We start from the raw sequence: 17,826 nt of genomic DNA, 5'->3' as shown, positions 1-17,826 counted from the left end.
CGGTGGAGTGCGCGATCTGTGTCAAGCACCGTGGCGAAGGCCCGCTGGTGGGGCCGGTCGTCTGGGCCGGCGGCACGGTCGTCGTGTCACACCGGCCGGGCGACTTCCCCGGGTACCTGTTCGTCGAGACGCGGCGACACGTGGCGGCGCTGGACGAGCTGAACTCGGACGAGGTCTCGGCGGTTTCGCGGGCGGCCTGGTGCGCGGCCCGGGGCCTGCGCGCGGAACTGGCTCCGGAGCACGTGTTCTCCGCCATCGCCGGGCGGAGTGTCGCACATTTCCACCAGCACGTTTTCGTACGGCATCAGGGCACACCCGCAGAGATCGGGTGGATGGACGGCCCGTCGTGGACGGGCGCGCCGGTCATCGACATCGCCCTGCTCTGCCGCCGCCTGGCGGGCTACTTCTGATCCAGGAACCGGGTGATGGCGCGGATACGGTCACCGTCGAGAGTGAGGACCATCAGTCCGGCCGGTGTCTCACCGTGACGGCAGACGAAGGCCGGCTGGTCGTTGGCCCGTGTCGGGGTCATGGTGAAACCCTCCACGGGAATGGCCATGGTGACGCGGAGGAAGCCCGCGATCGCTTCGAGACCGTGGTACTCGTGCGGCGCCGGCGGCATGGCGAGCCATGCGTCGTCGGTGAGCAGGCTGAGGACGCCGTCGAGGTCGCCCGCGGTGAACGCGTCGGCGAAGCGCCTGGTCAGCTCGCGTTCCTGCGGTGAGGGGCGGTGTGTCGTGTGGGCTCGATGCTTGTTGAGGGAGGCACGGGCGCGCTGAAGGATGCCTTTGACCGCCGTCTCGGTGGTGCCGAGCATGCTCGCGACGTCCGCGGCGGGGAAGCACAGGACGTCACGCAGGACGAGCGCGGCGGCTTGTCTCGGCGGGAGGAGCTGGAGTCCGGTGATGAAGGCGAGCTCGATCGCTTCCTTGGCGCTGTAGCGCGCTTCGGGGCCGGGCTCGCTGTCGGCGAGTTCGTCCGGATACGGCTGTAACCAGGTCACTTCACTGCGACGGCTCGGCTCCGGCGGGTCGAACGGCGACACCGGCTCGGGCGGACGACGGCGGCCCGCGTCCCTCAGGGCGTTGAGGCAGCGGTTGGTGGCGATGCGGTACAGCCACGTGCGAAGCGACGAGCGCCCCTCGAAGCCGTCGAGGCCCTTCCACGCGGCGAGGAGCGTCTCCTGGACGGCGTCCTCGGCGTCGGTGATGGAGCCGAGGATCCGGTAACAGTGCAGGTGGAGCTCGTGCCGGTACGTGTCGGTGAGCTCGCGAAACGCCTGTTCGTCTGTGGCCCTGGTGCTCACAGGCCGTTCCTTTCGCGGCTGGAGTGGTGTCTGACTGGGTGAAGACCGACGAAAGGAACCATCATGACCAGTCCTGCCTTGGATGTCGCGCTCGCCTACCACCACGCGTGGACGGGCAAGGACTTCGAGAAGGCGATGACCTACGTCACCGACGACATCGTCTGTCACACGCCCGGCGGGCCCCTTTCCGGCGCTGAGGCGTTCCGCGGGTTCATGGGCCCGTTCACCGAGATCCTGACCGGCTCGACCCTGCTTTCGGCGTTCGGGGACGAGACGACCGCGTTGCTGATGTACGACACGGCGACCCTGCCGGTGGCGAGCGCGCCAGGGGCCGAGCTGCTGACGGTGCGGGAGGGGAAGATCGTGGAGTTGCGGATCGTGTTCGACAGGGCTCCTTTCAATGCGGCTCGGGAGGCTGCTGCGGGGGCTTAGCCGGGGGTGCTCGGTGGCGCGTGAAGGACTCCTTCCCTCGGTTCAGTGAGGGAAGGAGTCCTGGTTTCTGGAGGGGGCGCCTGGTCTGGGCTTTCTGGCGTGTCCGTCGTATGGGGTTGCGACCGATCGGGGCCTGGGCGCGGGGGTCGCCGCCTGGCGTGCGCGCCCGGATGGCCGGGGCATACAGAAACCTGCCAACCGAGTAGTTCCTAACGGGACGGGCTCTGAGCGCGCCGGTGCCACGACGTGGCGCACATCCGGGCGGCTGCGGGGGCTGCCCACTGCGGGAGTCCAGAGTGGACGGGCCTGGCCGCGCCGGGGCAACCGCCCGGCCTATTTCCAGTGAGCCAGGGCGTGCCTATCGACTTCCCGCGGAACCGCGCTTTGGGCGCACCGGAGTCGCCGCCCGGCGTGAGGCCGGGTGGCTCCAGGGCGTATTTCTGTGCCGATCAGAAGGGTGGGGTGTCGTCCTCGGGTTGGGGTCGTGGGTCGTGGAGAGGTTCGGGGGTCGCGTGGTAGGTACGGCCAGTGGGGGTGGTGATGGTCATGCCGCCGTTGCCGGTAGGGGTGGTGGTCCAGCCGGGTTCTTCTTTGAGGAGGTTGTGGATCTTGCAGGCGGCGTGGCAGTTGTGGTGGTCGGTGCCGCCGTGGCGGGCCCAGGTGGTGATGTGGTCGATTTCGGAGAATTCGGCGGGCCGGTGGCAGCCGGGGTGGGTGCATTCCCGGTCGCGGGCTTTGATCAGGCGGGCGAGCGAGGCCGGGGACCGGTAGGTGCCGGGGCCGGCCTCGAGGAGTTGCCCGGTGGCGGGGTCGGTGATCAGCCGGGACCAGGTCGAGGCGGGGTCGGCGGCGATCTCGCGGACGAACCAGCCGGGAACGGGGCCGTAGCCGGCGAGGGTCGCGGGATCTTCGCGTGCGCCGGTCAGGGTCAGCAAGTCGACATAGACATGGACATGCGCCCGCGGTGTGCCGTGCCCGTCCTCGGCCAGCAGCCGCTCGGCGAAAATATCCGCCCGGTGCTGATCCAACGTCCGGGACTGGTCGGTCATACGGCGTTTCCTGGCCGCCTGGCTCAGCGACGCGTAGATCGAACTCGCGACCTCGGCGGGAAGCCAACCGGACAGCTTCGACATGGTCTCGTCCTCGTGCTCCAGCGAGACATGCCGCAACGCGCGTTTGGCTGCGGCACGTTCTCGGTAGCCGCCGGGATCGAACTTCTGTACCGCGTGATCCACCGATTTCCGGATCGCCCCGGGATCGCGCCCGGCGAGACGCGTGACCATCCAAGCGTCCACCTGTGCGGCGATCTCGTCGGAGACTTCACGGGTCAGCTGGGTGACTTTCGACGCCTTGTACAGATCGATGTCACCGTTTTCCAGCGCCGCCAACGTGTTCGGCAACCGGGACACCAGCGCACACGAGGTTTCGACCAGCAGATGCGCCTGGTTACGGGAGACCGAGAAGGCCAACGCGACCTCCTCGGTCACCGATCTTCGCGAACCGCCCACCCTGGCGAAACCCGCTATCGAACGCACCTGCCGCCCCTGCGCCTGACGCAACACAACCTCCTCGTCAAAAGCGGCATCAAGAAGACGAGCAGCTTTCGGATTAAAAACAAAAGAAGTGGTCATAGCCAAGATTATATTCGAACACGAGTTCGACCGCCACTGATCGGCTTTAGCCAGCCCAGCGTCTGCCGCGGCCGGTCGTTGAGTTCGTCTGCGATGGCATCGAGTTCGTCCTGTGAATACCCGGATAGGTCGGTTCCTTTGGGAAGGGATGGTTTCAACTGCTGAGTGCACCACCTCTAGTCTAGCAACGCTTTGCTGAACGCTTCGATCGGCTTTAGCCAGCCCAGTGTCTGCCGCGGCCGGTCGTTGAGTTCGTCTGCGATGGCATCGAGTTCGTCCCGTGAATACCCGTCGGTTCCTTTCAGGAGGTCCTTGCGCAGCAATCCATTGGCGTTATCGTGCTGCCTCGTTGCCAGGGTGAGCGTGGACCATCTCGGAAACGGCTCCCAGAGAGACACCGGCGCCACAAGCCATCGGTGTTCTCATCAGCGCGGATCGCAAAAACCGGCATACCAGTGGCCATTCTGAACCCAACTCCCGAAACCGACGGGCACAGGCCACCGAACGAAGCCATCACCGGTCGCCGAGCGCTTGCCGCCATACCCGTTCGAACTCGTCGCCGGTGATCCTGGACGCCTCGAACTCCTGCTGCGCGTTGATCTCGGCAAGGGGCGGGACGGGAACCTCACCCAAACCGGTGCCGCCCACCTCGTCCTTCTCGTCGGCCCAACCGACCCTGCCGTCCCGGAACCGCTCGACTTTCCGGCACTCATAACCATCGGAGCCGACCTCGCTGAGGATCTCCACCGGCTCCTCGCCGAAGTCGTGCGACCACACGATCCGCAAGTACCACCTCATCACGCACCCAGGGTAGGGCCAACCCCCGCACCGACCCACCGGCGCACCGCATTCACCCCACCTCCACCCCGGACGAGACTCACCAGGGTGACCGCAAACCTCCGCACAGGCAGCGATTTCGCCCGTCTGTCCCGCCGCGTCAGCGCGGCGGGCCTCCTCGACCGCCGTCCCGGCTACTACGCCTTCCGCATCGGCCTGGTCGCCACTCTCTTCGTCTCCGGCTGGATCGCCTTCTTCGCGATCGGGGATTCCTGGTGGCAGCTGGGGATCGCCGTCTTCCAGGCGGTGATGTTCGGCCAGATCGCGTTGCTGTCGCACGATCTCGCGCACCGGCAGGTGTTCCGCACCCGTCGTCCGAGTGAGATCGCCGGCCGGATCGCGGGAAACCTCGGCGTCGGCATGAGTTACGGCTGGTGGATGGACAAGCACACCCGTCACCACGCCAACCCGAACCACGAGGACCTCGACCCCGACGTCGATCCGGACATCCTCGTGTGGTCGAAGGACCAGGCGCGGGCCAGCAAGGGACTGCCCCGGTTCATCGGCCGCTACCAGGCGTTCCTGTTCTTCCCGCTACTGACCCTCGAAGGCCTGAACCTGCACTTCTCCGGCATCCGCGCGGTTTCGAAGCCGGGCCTCCGGCGGCGCGGGCTCGAAGCGGCGTTGCTGCTGGCGCATTTCGCGCTCTACTTCAGCGCGCTGCTCGTGGTCCTCTCCCCCGGCAAGGCGCTCGTCTTCTTCATCGTCCACAAAGCACTGTGGGGTGTCTACATGGGATCGATCTTCGCGCCCAACCACAAGGGGATGCCGATCCTGTCCGGGGACACCGAACTCGACTTCCTCCGCAAGCAGGTGCTCACGTCACGCAACGTCCGCGGCGGCCGGATCGTCGACGTCGCGCTCGGCGGCCTCAACTACCAGATCGAGCACCATCTGTTCCCGAGCATGCCGTCGCCGCATCTCCGCCGCGCCCGGCCCATCGTCCAACGGTACTGCGACGAGATCGGCGTCCCGTATCACGAGACCGGGCTCATCGAGTCGTACTCGCTCGCGTTGCGCAGCCTTCACGACGCCGGCGAGCCGATCAGAGCCAATCGTCGGGACGCGGCCAGGGCATGAGCGCGGCGAGCGCGTCCGTCACCGGCTCGGTCACCGTGTACCGCCCGCGATGGAACAGCAACGGCCGATCGTCGGACGGCTCCCCGAGCGCGGTGACCCTGCCGACGACGACGTAGTGGTCTCCCGCCTCGTGCACGGCTTCTAGCGTGCAGTCGATCCACGTCAGAGCCCCGGTCAGCAAAGGGGATCCGGACGGGGCGGGGGTCCAGTCGACCGAGGCGAACTTGTCCGCGCCCCGCGCGCCGAACACGGCGCTGACGTCCTGCTGGTCCTCCGCGAGCACGTTGACGGCGAACCGGCCGGACTCGGCGAGCACCGCCCAGGTCCGGGAAGTCTTGGCAGGACAGAAAAGCACCAACGGTGGATCGAGGGAAAGCGCCGCGAACGACTGGCACGCGAAGCCCACCGGCGCCGTGCCGTCGTGCCCGGTCACCACGGCGACGCCGGTGCAGAAGTGCCCGAGCACCGTGCGGAACCGCGCCGGATCGATGTCCGCGCCGAGGTCCGTCACCGGGGTCACGACTGCCCCGGCGGGCGGGCGCCGATCGAAAAGTCGTGTCCCCACAAGGAAACCGCCGTACTCTCTCGGGCGATCCAGCTCTCGTCGTCCACTTGACGCCCCTCGCAGCCGTATTCGACGTCGAAGCCGCCGGGGGTCTTCATGTAGAACGAGAGCATCAGATCGTTGACGTGCCGCCCGAGGGTCGCCGACATCGGCACCTTCCGGCGGATGGCACGATCGAGACAGAGGCCGACGTCGTCGGTGTTCTCCACTTCGACCATGAGGTGCACGATGCCGCTCGGAGTCGGCATCGGGAGGAACGCGAGACTGTGGTGCCGCGGGTTGCAGCCGAAGAACCGCAGCCACGCCGGAGCGCCGTCGGCGGGCCTGCCGACCATCTGCGGCGGCAGTTTCATCGAGTCCCGCAGCCGGAACCCGAGCACGTCACGGTAGAACCGCAGGGAAGCGGCATCGTCGTGGGTGGACAGGACGACGTGCCCGAGTCCTTGTTCACCGGTCACGAACTTGTGCCCATAAGGGCTGACGACGCGCCGGTGCTGCAACGCGACACCGTGGAACACTTCGAGCGTATTGCCCGAAGGGTCCTCAAAGGACACCAAGCCGTCGACCCGGCGATCGGCCAGCTGATCCGGCGTGCCTTCCTTGTACGGCACCGAGTGCGCGTCGAGCGAAGCCCGGATCTCGTCGAGTTCACCGGCGTTGGCGACCTCCCAGCCCGCCACGGCGAGCCGGTCGTGCTCACCGGGGAAGATCACGAGCCTCGCCGGGAAGTCGTCCATGCGCAGGTAGAGCGCTTCCGGGTTCGTGCCGGAGCCCTCGACCATGCCGAGGACCTTCAGCCCGTATTCGCGCCACGCGGCCATGTCGGTGGCTTCGATGCGGAGGTAGGCGAGCGATCGGATACCCATCAGGAGGCTCCCAGGAAGTCGAGTGCCAGCCGGTTGAATTCGTCGAACTTCTCCAGCTGCGCCCAGTGCCCGCAGCCACCGAACACGTGCAGCTGGGCACGAGGGATCGTCTTGAGCGCGAGCAGCGCGCCGTCGAGCGGATTGACGCGGTCCTCCCGGCCCCAGATCAGGAGCACGCGCTGCCGCAGGCGATGCGCCTCACGCCACAGCATGCCCTCTTCATAGGTGTCGGGCTGGGCGAACGACTTGCCCATCGCCTTCATCGCGGCCAGTGACTCCGGCGCGCTCGCGGCGGCGAACCGCTCGTCGATCAGTTCGTCGGTGATCAGCGACTGGTCGTGCACCATGATCCGCAGGAAGGCTTCGAGTTTCTCGCGACTCGGTCCCGGCGGGGCACTGAACCGGCCGAGGTTCTTGATGCCCTCGGTGGGATCGGGCGCGAACAGGTTCACGCTCAGCCCGCCCGGCCCCATCAGGACGAGTCGCCCGGCCCTCTTCGGGTGGTTGAGCGCGAGCCGCACGGAAGCCCCGCCACCGAGCGAGTTGCCGACGAAATGCGCCCGCTCGATGCCGAGCTGGTCCATGAGCCCGACCACGGCGTCCGCGCTGTGGCGGAAGTATTGGGGATGCTCGGTCGGCTTGTCCGACCGGCCGAACCCGGGCTGGTCGATGGCCAGCGTCCGGTAGTTCTTGCCGAACACCGGCAGGTTGCGGCCGAAGTTGCTCCACGCCGACGCGCCGGGCCCACCGCCGTGCAGCAGGATCACCGTCTCGGAATGTTCCGCGCCCGCTTCGTGGTAGTGCAGCTTGAGTCCACCTTGGACAGTGATGTACCTGCCTTCGGTCATCAGACCATCGCATTCTCGACGGGCAGCCCGAAGGCGCCGGTTCCGAACATGACGTAGGCGCGCTCGGCGTCGTTCGCCGCGTGCACCCGGCCGGCGTGGGCGTCGCGCCAGAACCGCTGGATCGGGGTTCCGGCCCGCAAGGCGCGGCCGCCGGAGTTCTCGAAAAGCCGGTCGATCGCGAAGATCGCACGCTCCGTTCCGCGGACCTGGTCACGACGCACCCGCAGCCGGGTGGAGAACGGCAGCTTCTCCCCCTTGCACGCCAGCTGGTACAGCTCGTCGATGTTGTGCGTCAGCTGGATCCAGGCCGCGTCGATCTCGCTCGCCGCCTCGGCGATCCTCACCTTGGCGAACGGGTCCTCTTTGGACTGTTCACCGGCGTACGCGGCGCGGACGCGCTTGCCCTGGTACTCGACGTGCGCGTCGTAGGCGCCTTGCGCCATCCCGATGATGGGCGCGGTGATCGTGCTCGGATGCACCGAGCCGTAGGGAAGTTTGTACAGCGGTCCGGGGTTGATCTCCTGTCCGGGCGTCTTGCATTTCGACGTCGCGATGAAGCTCAGCGCGCGGTGCTTCGGCACGAAGACGTCGTTCACGACGATGTCGTTGGAGCCGGTGCCGCGCAGGCCCACGGTGTCCCAGACGTCTTCGATCGTGTAGTCGGCGATCGGCACCAGATAGGTGCAGAAGTCGACCGGCTTGCCGTCCTTGAACACCGGCCCGCCCAGCAGCACCCAGGTCGCGTGGTCGCAGCCGGAGGAGAAACTCCAGCGCCCGCTGAGCCGGTAGCCGCCGTCGACGACGTCCGCCTTGCCCATCGGCGCGTACGACGAGGAGATCCGGACGTCGCTGTCGTCACCCCAGACGTCCTGCTGTGCCTGCGCCTCGAACAGGCCGAGGTGCCACGGGTGGACGCCGAGGATGGAGGCGACCCAGCCGGTGGACCCGCACGCGCTCGCGACGAGTTTGACCGCGGTGTAGAAGCTCACCGGGTCGGCTTCGAGGCCACCGAACGTCTTCGGCTGCAGCAGTTTGAAGAAACCGGTCTCCTGCAGGGATTTGACGGACTCCTCGGGAACGCGCCTGGCGTCCTCCGCCTCCTGCGCCCGCTCCCGCAGGACCGGCAGCAGCTCCCGGATCCCCGCGATCACGTCCTGCGCGGCGTGCTCGCTCATATGCGTTCCCTCTCTCGTTCTCGGTGAACCGGGTCCAAGACTAGAACACGTTCTCGTTTTTGTCGACCGATCCCCGGTCGAGGGCACTGTGCAGCCCGGCACGCCGACCGGAAAACACGCAGTCGGCCAGCGACAGACCGCTCACGTAGGACCTAGAACAGATTCCCACCGCGGTGCGGCCCGCCGCGTACAGCCCGCGGATCGGGGCGCCGGTGGCGGAACGCACCGCGCCGGTCTCCTCGTCCACGACCAGCCCGCCCAGCGTCAGCATCGGGCACGGATAGCCCAGGTTCGGCTTGATCGAGACGTCGATCAGCGAGTACGGCGCCCGGTCCAGCGACCGCGCGAACTCCGCCGGTTTACCCGTCGGATCCACGCCGGACCGCGCCGCCTCGACACTGGCGGCCAGCCCGCCGGGATCGACGCCCGCCTTGCGCGCGACCTCATCGAGCGAACCGGCGACGACCCGTTGCCTCAGCAGATACCGCACCTGAAGTCCTTGGAACCATTGGCTTTGCCCGCGCGCGTCCCGCCGGACCTCCCGGACGATGGCGTCGTCGACCAGCAGCCAGCCACGCCCTTCGTGCCCCGTGATCATGCGTTCGCCGACAGCCGCGCCGTACCGGGACTCGTCGATGATCCGGCCGCCCGTCTTGTCCACGAGGAGACCGCCGAGAAACGCCGACGGCGGGGTGATGAACCGCCAGGCCGAGATCCGCCCGAGTTCAGCGGTCGCCCCACCCGCTTCGACCCCCATCCGGATGCCGGATCCGTCGTCGGCCGACGTCCCGAGCGCCAGTCCGCCGCGATACGCGGGCGCGTGCTCACGCACCATCTCACGGTTCGCGATGAACCCGCCCGCCGCGAGCACGACCCCGCGGGAGGCGGAAATCCGCAGCTCACGGCCATACTGGCGCTCGATGCGCTCCGCTCGCCGGTGCAACGACTTCCGCAGCGAGGGCACGTAGATGCCCGGCTTGGCCGCATATGCCGACAGTCTCCGATGCGCGGCCCGCACACGAGCGGGAGCGTCCCGCAGCGTGGACACGACGACGCCGGTCACGGTCCCGTCGGCGTCCACGATCAGGTTCCGCGCGGCGGTCTGCGGCAGCACCTGGATACCGCGGCTCCGAACCGCTTCCATCAGGCGTTTCATCAGCAGTTTTCCCGACGTGCCCGGCCCTTTGACGCGATGCCCGCGCGGCGCGGGCTTGGCGGCGTCACGGAAACCGCCCGCCGCCTCGCTGCCCGAGTAGTACAGATAGTGCTTGTCGCTCGGATACGACGTCTTGTACGGGCACAGACTGCCCTCGAAGGGCACGCCGTTGTCCTCCAGCCAGGAGATCATCTCCGTACTGCCCGCGCAGAAACGCCGCAGGGTCTCCTCGGAGACGACGTCACCGACCTCCAGCCGCAGGTAGTCGTACATCGCGTCGACGCTGTCGTCGACGCCCGCGTCCCGCTGCTGCGCCGTCCCGCCCCCGGCGTAGACGACACCACCGCTGACCGCGCTCGCGCCACCGCCGGAGAAGCGGTCCAGCACCAGCACCCGGGCACCGGCATCGGCGGCCTCGATCGCCGCACAGGCGCCGGCCGCACCGAAACCCACGATCACCACATCCGCGACGAGGGAGTCCATGACCCCACCCTAGAACTAGAACACGTTCTCGTCTATGGTGACTGGAGCAGCGCGGATGCTGCTACATGCTTCCTACAACGTGTTTCAGGTGAGGGGCGTATGGAGTACGACGTGATCGTGGTCGGCAGTGGTGCCGCCGGGATGACCGCCGCACTGTCCGCAGCCCACCGGGGACTCGAGGTCCTGGTCGTGGAGAAGGCCGCCCACTTCGGCGGTTCGACGGCACGCTCCGGCGGCGGCGTCTGGATCCCCGGCAACCACGCGCTGCGGGCGGCCGGGATCGAGGAGTCCCCGGAGCGGGCGCGCGAATACCTCGAAGCGATCGTCGGCGACGTCGTCCCCGCCGAACTCCGGTCGGCCTTCCTCGACCGCGGCCCCGAGGTCCTGTCCTTCGTCTGTGACAAGACACCGTTGCGTTTCCGCTGGGTCCGCGGCTACTCGGACTATCACCCGGAAGCCCCCGGCGGGCGCGCGGGCGGACGGTCGGTGGAGCCGGCCGCGCTCGACGGCAACTTGCTCGGCCCGGAGCTGGCGAATCTGGAGCCGCCGTACAGCGCTCCCCCGCTCGGCGCCCCGATCACCCAGGCGGACTACCGGTGGCTGAGCCTGCTCGCCCGGCATCCGCGCGGCATCCTCCGCGTGTTCGGTCTCGGCGGGCGCTGGCTCGCCGGACGGATCCGCCGTCAGCGGCTGCTTTCCATGGGGCAAGCGCTTGCGGCCGGTCTGCGTGAAGGTCTTCGCCGGGCGGATGTCCCCGTCTGGCTGAACACACCGCTGGTGGACCTCAAGAGCGAAGGCGACCGGGTGACCGGCGTCGTCGTCCGCCACGAGGGTGAGGAAAAGACGGTCCGTGCGCGGCTCGGCGTCGTCCTCGGCGCGGGCGGGTTCGAGCGCAACGAAGAGATGCGAATCAAGTACCAGCGGGCGCCCATCGGTACGGAATGGACCGTCGGCGCCGAGGCCAACACCGGTGACGCCATCGACGCCGGGCTCAAACTCGGCGCGGCCGTCGACCTGATGGACGACGCGTGGTGGGGCCCGTCCATCCCTCTCACCGGCGGCCCGTGGTTCGCGCTCGCCGAACGGTCGCGGCCCGGCTGCCTCATGGTCAACGCGCGGGGCGAACGCTTCGTCAACGAATCGGCGCCGTACGTCGAGGCCGTGCACGCGATGTACGGCGACGGTGACGGCCCCGGTGCGAACATCCCGACCTGGCTGGTGTTCGACCAGCGCAACCGCAACCGGTACATGTTCACCGGCCTCGGCCCGCGCCAGCCGCTGCCCGGACGCTGGTTCAAAGCGGGCATCGCGGTCAAAGCGAGCACGATCGCGAAACTCGCCGAGCGGATCGAGGTCCCGGCCGACGCGCTGGAAGCCACCGTGCGCCGGTTCAACGGCTTCGCCAGGAGCGGCGTGGACGAGGACTTCCACCGCGGGCGCAGCGCGTACGACCACTACTACGGCGACCCGCGGAACAAGCCCAACCCGAGCCTGGGCCCGCTGGACGTCGCGCCGTACTACGCGGTGAAGATCGTGCCCGGCGACCTGGGCACCAAGGGCGGTTTGAGGATCGACCCGCACGCGCGCGTCCTGCGCGAGGACGGGTCGGTGATCGAAGGGCTTTACGCGGCGGGCAACACGAGCGCGGCGGTGATGGGCCGCACCTACGCGGGCCCCGGCGCGACGATCGGCCCGGCGATGGTGTTCGGCTACCTTGCGGCCGAGCATCTCGCGCAGCAAGATCACACCAAAGCGGGAGGCAGCCGATGACGACGGAATCCGTACGGCAGATCGACGCGGGCGCGCCCCCCACGCGGTTCGCGCGCGGGTGGCACTGTCTCGGCCTCGCCGAGTCGTTCCGCGACGGGAAGCCGCACGCCATCACGGCGTTCGGGACGAAACTGGTGGTCTTCGCCGATTCGTCCGGCAAGCTGAACGTGCTCGACGGGTACTGCCGCCATATGGGCGGCGACCTCACCCAGGGCGAGGTCAAGGGCGACGAGATCGCCTGCCCGTTCCACGACTGGCGCTGGAACGGCAACGGCAAATGCGTCTCCATCCCCTACGCCAAACGGGTTCCGCTGCGGGCGCGGACGAAGTCGTGGCAGGTGCTGGAGGAGAACAAGCAGCTGTTCGTCTGGCACGACCCGGAGGGCAACCCGCCGCCGGAAGACGTCGTCATCCCGCGGATCGAAGGCATCTTCACCGGCGAGTGGAGCAACTGGACCTGGGACTCGGTGCTCATCGAGGGCTCCAACTGCCGCGAGATCATCGACAACATGGTCGACATGGCGCATTTCTTCTACATCCACTACGCCTTCCCGACCTACTTCAAGAACGTGTTCGAGGGGCATGTCGCCACGCAGTACCTGAACACGAAGGGCCGCCCGGACAAGGGAATGGCGTCGAACTACGGCGGCGAGGAAAACCTGCTGCGGTCGGAAGCGTCCTACTTCGGTCCGTCCTACATGATCAACAAGCTGCTCAACACGTACCAGGGTTTCGAGATCGAGAACGTGCTGATCAACTGCCACTATCCGGTCACCGAGAACTCGTTCGTGCTGCAGTGGGGCGTGAGCGTGAAGAAATTCGAGGGCGTCTCGGACGAGCACGCGGACAAGATCGCCGGGAAGTTCGCCAAGGGCATCGGTGTCGGATTCCTGCAGGACGTGGAGATCTGGCGTAACAAGACCCGGATCGACAACCCGTTGCTGTGCGAGGAGGACGGGCCGGTCTACCAGCTGCGCCGCTGGTACGACCAGTTCTATGTGGACGCCGCCGACGTCACCGAGGACATGACGCGCCGGTTCGAGTTCGAAGTGGACACCAGCCGCGCCAACGAGGTCTGGGCGGCGGAGGTGGCCGACAACCTGGCGCGGCAGCAGGCGGAAGAGGCCGGGGTGTGAAGCCCGAGACCGTCGAATTCCTCACCGCCGGGCTTCGGCCGCTGAGCTGCCGCGCGTGCGGGACGTGCGTGCTGGTCAAGAAGAACAGCATGCAGCACACCAGCATCCAGTGGACGAGCGACGCGTCCCGGAGCTGCCCGGTGTTCGCCGAGCAGAAGGCGTCCGGCGCGCAGACGGCGTTGCTCGACACCTGCGGCAATCTCAGCGACAGCATCGACGCCGCGCTGAAGGACGGCCTGCTGGAGGTGCCCGAATGAGCGGTCCCGTCACCGTGACCGTGGCCGAGGTGATCACCGAGACCGCCGACGCGCGGTCGATCGTGTTCGAGATCCCGGCCGAGCACGCTTCGGTTTTCGCTTACACCCCAGGGCAGTTCCTCACGTTGCGCGTGCCGAGCGACCGGACCGGCTCGGTGGCCCGCTGCTACTCGCTCTCCAGCGCGCCGCACGAGGGCCGGGTGCAGGTCACCGTCAAACGCACCGCCGACGGCTACGGGTCGAACTGGCTCTGCGACAACCTCCGGGCAGGCCAGGAGGTCCAGGTCCTGCCGCCGGCCGGGGTGTTCAGCCCCGCGTCGCTCGACGAGGACTTCCTGCTGCTCGCGGGCGGCAGCGGTATCACGCCGGTGATGTCCATCCTCAAGTCCGCGCTGGAGCACGGCACCGGCAAGGTGGTGCTGCTGTACGCCAATCGCGACGAAGGTTCGGTGATCTTCGCCCGGGAACTGGCGGACCTCGCCGCTCGGTACTCCGACCGGCTGGTCGTCGTGCACTGGCTGGAGAGCCTGCAAGGACTGCCGACGGAGGCACATCTGCGCGCGCTGGTGACGCCGTACACCGCGCACGAAGCGTTCATCTGCGGCCCGGGGCCGTTCATGGACGCCGCGCGCACGGTGCTCAAGGACCTCGGGCTGCCGCGCAAGCGGATCCACCTGGAGCGGTTCCTTTCGTTGGGCGGGAACCCGTTCGAGGTGGCCGAACCCGTCGCCGTCGAAGAGGCCGAGACCCCGGCGTCGGTCGAGGTCACCCTCGACGGCGAGACGAAGAAGCTCACCTGGCCTCGCCGGACGAAACTGCTGGACCTGTTGCTGGAAAAGGGTTTCGACGCGCCGTACTCGTGCCGCGAGGGCCAGTGCAGCGCGTGCGCCTGCCGCGTCACCTCCGGCGAGGTGAAGATGCTGAACAACGAAGTCCTCGACGGCGACGACATCGCCGAAGGCATCGTGCTGGCGTGCCAGTCCCTGCCGCTGACCGACGACGTCACCGTCACCTACGAGTAGGAGCTCACGGTGGTTTCTTCAGGCAAGCCCGTGTCCAGAGCCGTAACACGCGTGCTCAGAGCCGTAACTCGCGTGTCCGGAGCCCGATGACTCACGGCCCGCGAGTTACGGCTCCAATCACGCGTGTCCACCGAAAACCCACAGCACCGTAGGAGTCCCTGTGCCCATCGATCCCTCCGTCGCGATCGGCGCCGACCTCGGCGAGGTGAGCTTCGCCTGGACGGCGTCGGACGTGCAGCTCTACCACCTGGCGCTGGGCGCGGGCGCGGACCCGATGAGTCCGCGCGAACTGCGCTACACCTACGAAGACGGCCTCCAGGTGCTGCCGACGTTCGCCACCGTGGCGGCGAACCTGCGTGTGTTCGAGCCGCCGGCGGTCTCGTTCCCCGGCGTCGAGGTCGACCTCGGAAAAGTGTTGCACGGCAAACAGGAGGTGATCGCGCACCGGCCGATCCCGACATCGGGGAAGGCCGTGGCGCGTACGCGGATCGTCGACGTCTTCGACAAGGGCAAGGCGGCCGTGATCGTGAACGAGACGGTCGCCACCGACTCGGACGGAACTCCATTGTGGACACTGCGGTCGAGCATCTTCGCCCGTGGCGAAGGGGGTTTCGGCGGCGAACGGGGACCATCCGACCGCGTCGAGCTCCCGTCGCGGGAGCCGGACGCGGTCATCGACACGCCGACGTTACCGCAACAGGCCCTGCTCTACCGGCTCTGCGGGGACCGCAACCCCCTGCACGCCGACCCCGCGTTCGCCGCGGCGGCCGGGTTCGACAAGCCGATCTTGCACGGCCTGTGCACCTACGGCGTCATCGCGAAGGCCGTCACCGACGAGTTCCTCGCCGGCGACACCGCCCGCGTCGCGTCGTTCTCGGCCAAGTTCGCCGGCGTCGTCTTCCCCGGCGAGCCGCTTCGGACCCGGGTCTGGCGCGAGCCCGCCAGGTTGCTGATCACCACCACGGCACCGGACCGGGACGAGGCACCGGTCCTTTCGGACACTTTCTTGACCACGACAGACTGAATCATCGTTCCCGCAGGTAGCGGCTCTGGCTAGACTCGGGCAGGTGCGCCCCTTGATCTCGGACCCGTATGCCGAACTCGGCCGGGACTACGCGCGATCGAGACGCCCGGATCCCCGCATCGCGGCCGCCGTCACCGCCGCCCTCGGCGACGCGCGCTCAGTGGTCAACGTCGGGGCCGGAGCCGGTTCCTACGAACCGGAAGACCGCGACGTGGTGGCCGTCGAGCCGTCGTGGCGGATGATCGCGCAGCGCCCGTCCACCGCTGCCCCGGCCGTGCAAGCGTGCGCGGAAGGGCTGCCCTTCCCCGACGGCGCCTTCGACGCCGCCCTGGCGGTGCTGACCGTGCACCACTGGACGGACGTGACCGCCGGGCTGGCCGAACTGCGGCGAGTGTCCCGCCGCCAGGTGATCGTGACCTGGGATCAGGCGGTGTTCGCGCGGTTCTGGCTGGTGCGGGACTACCTGCCGGAGATCGCCGAACACGAAAGCAGGCTGGCCTGTCTCGACCGGGTCGTCGAAGACCTGACCGCGGCCGGGCGGACTCCCTCGGTGGCTCCGCTGCCGGTGCCGTCGGACTGCGTCGACGGGTTCCTCGGCGCGTATTGGCGCAGGCCCGAGGCCTATCTGTCCGAGCGCGTGCGCGCGGGGATGTCCGGCGTTGCGCTGCTGGACCAGAACGTCGTCGCGACGGCGGTCGAACGGCTGCGCGCCGATCTCGCGGACGGGCACTGGCACCGGCATCACGTCGGCCTGCTCGGCCGGACGGAACTCGACCTGGGATACCGGCTCGTCACCACGTGATCAGAGCCAGGTGGCGAAGCTGGGATGTCCAGGCAAAGGGTCCTACGGCAGGAACCCGTTTCGGCCGAAGGCCCCGCGATCGTAGGGCGCCCTCGACGCACACGGTGACGTAGATGACCAGGCGGCGGCCTGCCGACGTCGATCGCGGCCGCGGGTTCGTCCAGGTGATTCAGTACACAGTGGACGTCTCTCGCGACGTGAACGGCGGTCGACCCCGGACGGCGAGGCATGGTATTCATGGCTTTCGTGACGGCAGGGGACGGGAGCGGCATGACGGCGGAGTACTTCGTGGTCCGTGGCCAGGTGGAGAAGGGCGATCAGCGGGGCAGGGAACTGGGCTTCCCGACCGCCAACATCGCACTGCGCGACCAGGACGGCCAACTCGGCGACGGAGTGTGGGCGGGCTGGGCCGAACGCGCCGACGGTACCCGGATCGCGGCGGCGGTCTCGGTCGGCAGGCGGCCGACCTACTACGGCGCGGACGGCTACCGGCTCGTCGAGGCGCATCTGCTGGACTTCAGCGGCGACCTCTACGGCGAGGTGCTGACCGTCTGGCTGGGCCACCACCTGCGCGAGCAGGAGGCGTACCCCTCGTCGGAGGCGCTGATCGTCGCGCTGAACAAGGACATCGCCAACGCCGCGAAGTGGGCGGCGGACAACCCGGCCGAGGGCCTGCCGGACGTGGGCACCGCCGAGGCGGGCGTCGTGCGCCGCGTCCCCCGAGACTGAGCTGAAGGACGCTTTCCTCGCATAAGACGCGGTGAAAGCGCCCTTCACCGGGTGAGATGAGGGGAAAGCCTCCTTCAGCCGCTAGACCGCCGCGCCCAGCAGCATGTATCCCATCCCCAGTCCCATGATCACCCGGCACACCCGCCGCGACACCTGACCGGCCTCCCCCGCGCCCCGCGCCGCGAGCACCCCGGCGCGCACTGCGTCCGCCGCGAAGTACGCGGCCACGGCACCGAAGATCAACGAAAGCCACAATGCCGAAGTGCCGCTGGGGCCGGTCATCACCAGCCACGGACCATGCGTGACGTCGCTGTGCGGCATGAACGTCACCATGAACAGCATCGCGGTGGCGGAGACGGCGTGGTGCCCGCACGAAGCGTGCCCCGACCGCCGCCCCTTCCACCACGAGACGGCGAACCAGCCCGCGGTCAGCGCCAGCACCGCCTGCCAGCCCGCCGCCGGGATCGGGCCGCCGACCGGGGACAGCATCGCGACCATCGCGACGACGAGCAGCAGTTCGGCCAGGTCGCCGTTGCGGACCGCCGCGCCCTGCCTGCCGTAGTCCAGGCGGACGAGTCTCAGCACGCAGGGCAGGACGAGCGCGGCGAACACCGCGGTCAGGGTCCACGCGACGACGATTGGTCCGGACATGGCACCTCCCGGCCGGTAACCCCTTCACCGTGGCAGGTACCGCTCTAGTACACCAT

The 17,826-nt window shown here is 68.2% G+C and carries 19 protein-coding genes and 1 pseudogene; 10 read left to right on the top strand and 10 right to left on the bottom strand.

Annotated features, from left to right (window positions below; genetic code table 11):
* Nucleotides 1-2 precede the first annotated feature (2 nt).
* Nucleotides 3-410: an HIT family protein gene (locus ACFVM3_RS15640; RefSeq protein ID WP_378439187.1), complete on the top strand. Its 408-nt coding sequence runs from the start codon at nucleotides 3-5 to the stop codon at nucleotides 408-410.
* On the opposite strand, the gene ACFVM3_RS15635 is transcribed toward ACFVM3_RS15640, so the two are convergent.
* Entirely contained in the window at nucleotides 401-1,306 is a 906-nt protein-coding gene (locus ACFVM3_RS15635; protein WP_378439186.1) for an RNA polymerase subunit sigma-70, read from the bottom strand. The genes ACFVM3_RS15640 and ACFVM3_RS15635 overlap by 10 nt on opposite strands.
* Nucleotides 1,307-1,369: 63 nt before the next feature.
* Here ACFVM3_RS15635 and ACFVM3_RS15630 point away from each other — a divergent pair, with 63 nt between their 5' ends.
* Nucleotides 1,370-1,738, top strand: a complete 369-nt coding sequence (locus tag ACFVM3_RS15630) for a nuclear transport factor 2 family protein (protein ID WP_378439184.1) — start codon at nucleotides 1,370-1,372, stop codon at nucleotides 1,736-1,738.
* A gap of 449 nt (nucleotides 1,739-2,187) precedes the next feature.
* On the opposite strand, the gene ACFVM3_RS15625 is transcribed toward ACFVM3_RS15630, so the two are convergent.
* The 3 genes and pseudogenes from ACFVM3_RS15625 to ACFVM3_RS15615 form a co-directional block, all read right to left on the bottom strand.
* Nucleotides 2,188-3,225 (bottom strand): DUF222 domain-containing protein, encoded by a 1,038-nt coding sequence (locus ACFVM3_RS15625; protein ID WP_378439216.1) that lies wholly within the window; start codon nucleotides 3,223-3,225, stop codon nucleotides 2,188-2,190.
* A 320-nt stretch (nucleotides 3,226-3,545) separates the two neighbouring features.
* Nucleotides 3,546-3,736, bottom strand: a pseudogene (locus ACFVM3_RS15620) (IS30 family transposase); the annotation flags it as partial.
* A 146-nt stretch (nucleotides 3,737-3,882) separates the two neighbouring features.
* Nucleotides 3,883-4,167, bottom strand: a complete 285-nt coding sequence (locus ACFVM3_RS15615; protein WP_378439215.1) for a DUF6881 domain-containing protein — start codon at nucleotides 4,165-4,167, stop codon at nucleotides 3,883-3,885.
* A gap of 87 nt (nucleotides 4,168-4,254) precedes the next feature.
* On the opposite strand from ACFVM3_RS15615, the gene ACFVM3_RS15610 reads away from it, so the two are divergent.
* Complete coding sequence (locus tag ACFVM3_RS15610; RefSeq protein ID WP_378439182.1) at nucleotides 4,255-5,286, top strand: fatty acid desaturase family protein; 1,032 nt, start codon at nucleotides 4,255-4,257, stop codon at nucleotides 5,284-5,286.
* Here ACFVM3_RS15610 and hsaB read toward each other — a convergent pair.
* The 5 genes from hsaB to ACFVM3_RS15585 are packed head-to-tail and all read right to left on the bottom strand — an operon-like array spanning nucleotide 5,252 to nucleotide 10,379.
* Nucleotides 5,252-5,806, bottom strand: coding sequence for a 3-hydroxy-9,10-secoandrosta-1,3,5(10)-triene-9,17-dione monooxygenase reductase subunit (gene hsaB / locus ACFVM3_RS15605; RefSeq protein WP_125675430.1), 555 nt, complete (start codon nucleotides 5,804-5,806; stop codon nucleotides 5,252-5,254). The genes ACFVM3_RS15610 and hsaB overlap by 35 nt on opposite strands.
* Complete coding sequence (hsaC, locus tag ACFVM3_RS15600; protein ID WP_378439179.1) at nucleotides 5,803-6,717, bottom strand: iron-dependent extradiol dioxygenase HsaC; 915 nt, start codon at nucleotides 6,715-6,717, stop codon at nucleotides 5,803-5,805. The genes hsaB and hsaC overlap by 4 nt, the downstream gene beginning before the upstream one ends.
* On the bottom strand, nucleotides 6,717-7,565 hold the full coding sequence (gene hsaD, locus ACFVM3_RS15595) for a 4,5:9,10-diseco-3-hydroxy-5,9,17-trioxoandrosta-1(10),2-diene-4-oate hydrolase (protein WP_378439177.1): 849 nt from the start codon (nucleotides 7,563-7,565) through the stop codon (nucleotides 6,717-6,719). Before hsaD ends, hsaC begins: the two co-directional genes overlap by 1 nt.
* A complete protein-coding gene (hsaA, locus tag ACFVM3_RS15590) occupies nucleotides 7,565-8,740 on the bottom strand; it encodes a 3-hydroxy-9,10-secoandrosta-1,3,5(10)-triene-9,17-dione monooxygenase oxygenase subunit (protein ID WP_378439175.1) in 1,176 nt (391 codons plus the stop codon). The genes hsaD and hsaA overlap by 1 nt, the downstream gene beginning before the upstream one ends.
* Nucleotides 8,741-8,780: 40 nt before the next feature.
* Nucleotides 8,781-10,379 (bottom strand): FAD-binding protein, encoded by a 1,599-nt coding sequence (locus tag ACFVM3_RS15585; protein WP_378439174.1) that lies wholly within the window; start codon nucleotides 10,377-10,379, stop codon nucleotides 8,781-8,783.
* A gap of 99 nt (nucleotides 10,380-10,478) precedes the next feature.
* Between ACFVM3_RS15585 and kstD the strand changes: the two genes are divergently transcribed.
* The 7 genes from kstD (at nucleotide 10,479) to ACFVM3_RS15550 (ending at nucleotide 17,119) form a co-directional block, all read left to right on the top strand.
* Entirely contained in the window at nucleotides 10,479-12,149 is a 1,671-nt protein-coding gene (gene kstD, locus ACFVM3_RS15580) for a 3-oxosteroid 1-dehydrogenase (protein ID WP_378439172.1), read from the top strand.
* A complete protein-coding gene (locus tag ACFVM3_RS15575) occupies nucleotides 12,146-13,285 on the top strand; it encodes a Rieske 2Fe-2S domain-containing protein (protein WP_378439170.1) in 1,140 nt (379 codons plus the stop codon). The genes kstD and ACFVM3_RS15575 overlap by 4 nt, the downstream gene beginning before the upstream one ends.
* Nucleotides 13,282-13,542, top strand: coding sequence for a hypothetical protein (locus ACFVM3_RS15570; RefSeq protein WP_126737608.1), 261 nt, complete (start codon nucleotides 13,282-13,284; stop codon nucleotides 13,540-13,542). The genes ACFVM3_RS15575 and ACFVM3_RS15570 overlap by 4 nt, the downstream gene beginning before the upstream one ends.
* Nucleotides 13,539-14,564, top strand: coding sequence for a 2Fe-2S iron-sulfur cluster-binding protein (locus tag ACFVM3_RS15565; protein WP_378439168.1), 1,026 nt, complete (start codon nucleotides 13,539-13,541; stop codon nucleotides 14,562-14,564). The genes ACFVM3_RS15570 and ACFVM3_RS15565 overlap by 4 nt, the downstream gene beginning before the upstream one ends.
* A 160-nt stretch (nucleotides 14,565-14,724) precedes the next feature.
* Entirely contained in the window at nucleotides 14,725-15,588 is an 864-nt protein-coding gene (locus ACFVM3_RS15560; protein ID WP_378439166.1) for a MaoC/PaaZ C-terminal domain-containing protein, read from the top strand.
* Between the two features lie 52 nt (nucleotides 15,589-15,640).
* Entirely contained in the window at nucleotides 15,641-16,390 is a 750-nt protein-coding gene (locus ACFVM3_RS15555) for a class I SAM-dependent methyltransferase (RefSeq protein WP_378439213.1), read from the top strand.
* Between the two features lie 270 nt (nucleotides 16,391-16,660).
* Entirely contained in the window at nucleotides 16,661-17,119 is a 459-nt protein-coding gene (locus ACFVM3_RS15550; protein WP_378439211.1) for a riboflavin kinase, read from the top strand.
* 81 nt (nucleotides 17,120-17,200) lie between these two features.
* Here ACFVM3_RS15550 and ACFVM3_RS15545 read toward each other — a convergent pair whose 3' ends face one another.
* Entirely contained in the window at nucleotides 17,201-17,770 is a 570-nt protein-coding gene (locus ACFVM3_RS15545; protein ID WP_378439165.1) for a DUF5134 domain-containing protein, read from the bottom strand.
* Between the last annotated feature and the right edge of the window lie 56 nt (nucleotides 17,771-17,826).

The sequence above is a fragment of the Amycolatopsis sp. NPDC057786 genome (assembly GCF_042797905.1).
Lineage (GTDB): Bacteria > Actinomycetota > Actinomycetes > Mycobacteriales > Pseudonocardiaceae > Amycolatopsis.
The sequence above is the reverse complement of the archived record's forward strand: the minus strand, read 5'-3'. Positions and strand labels throughout refer to the sequence as shown.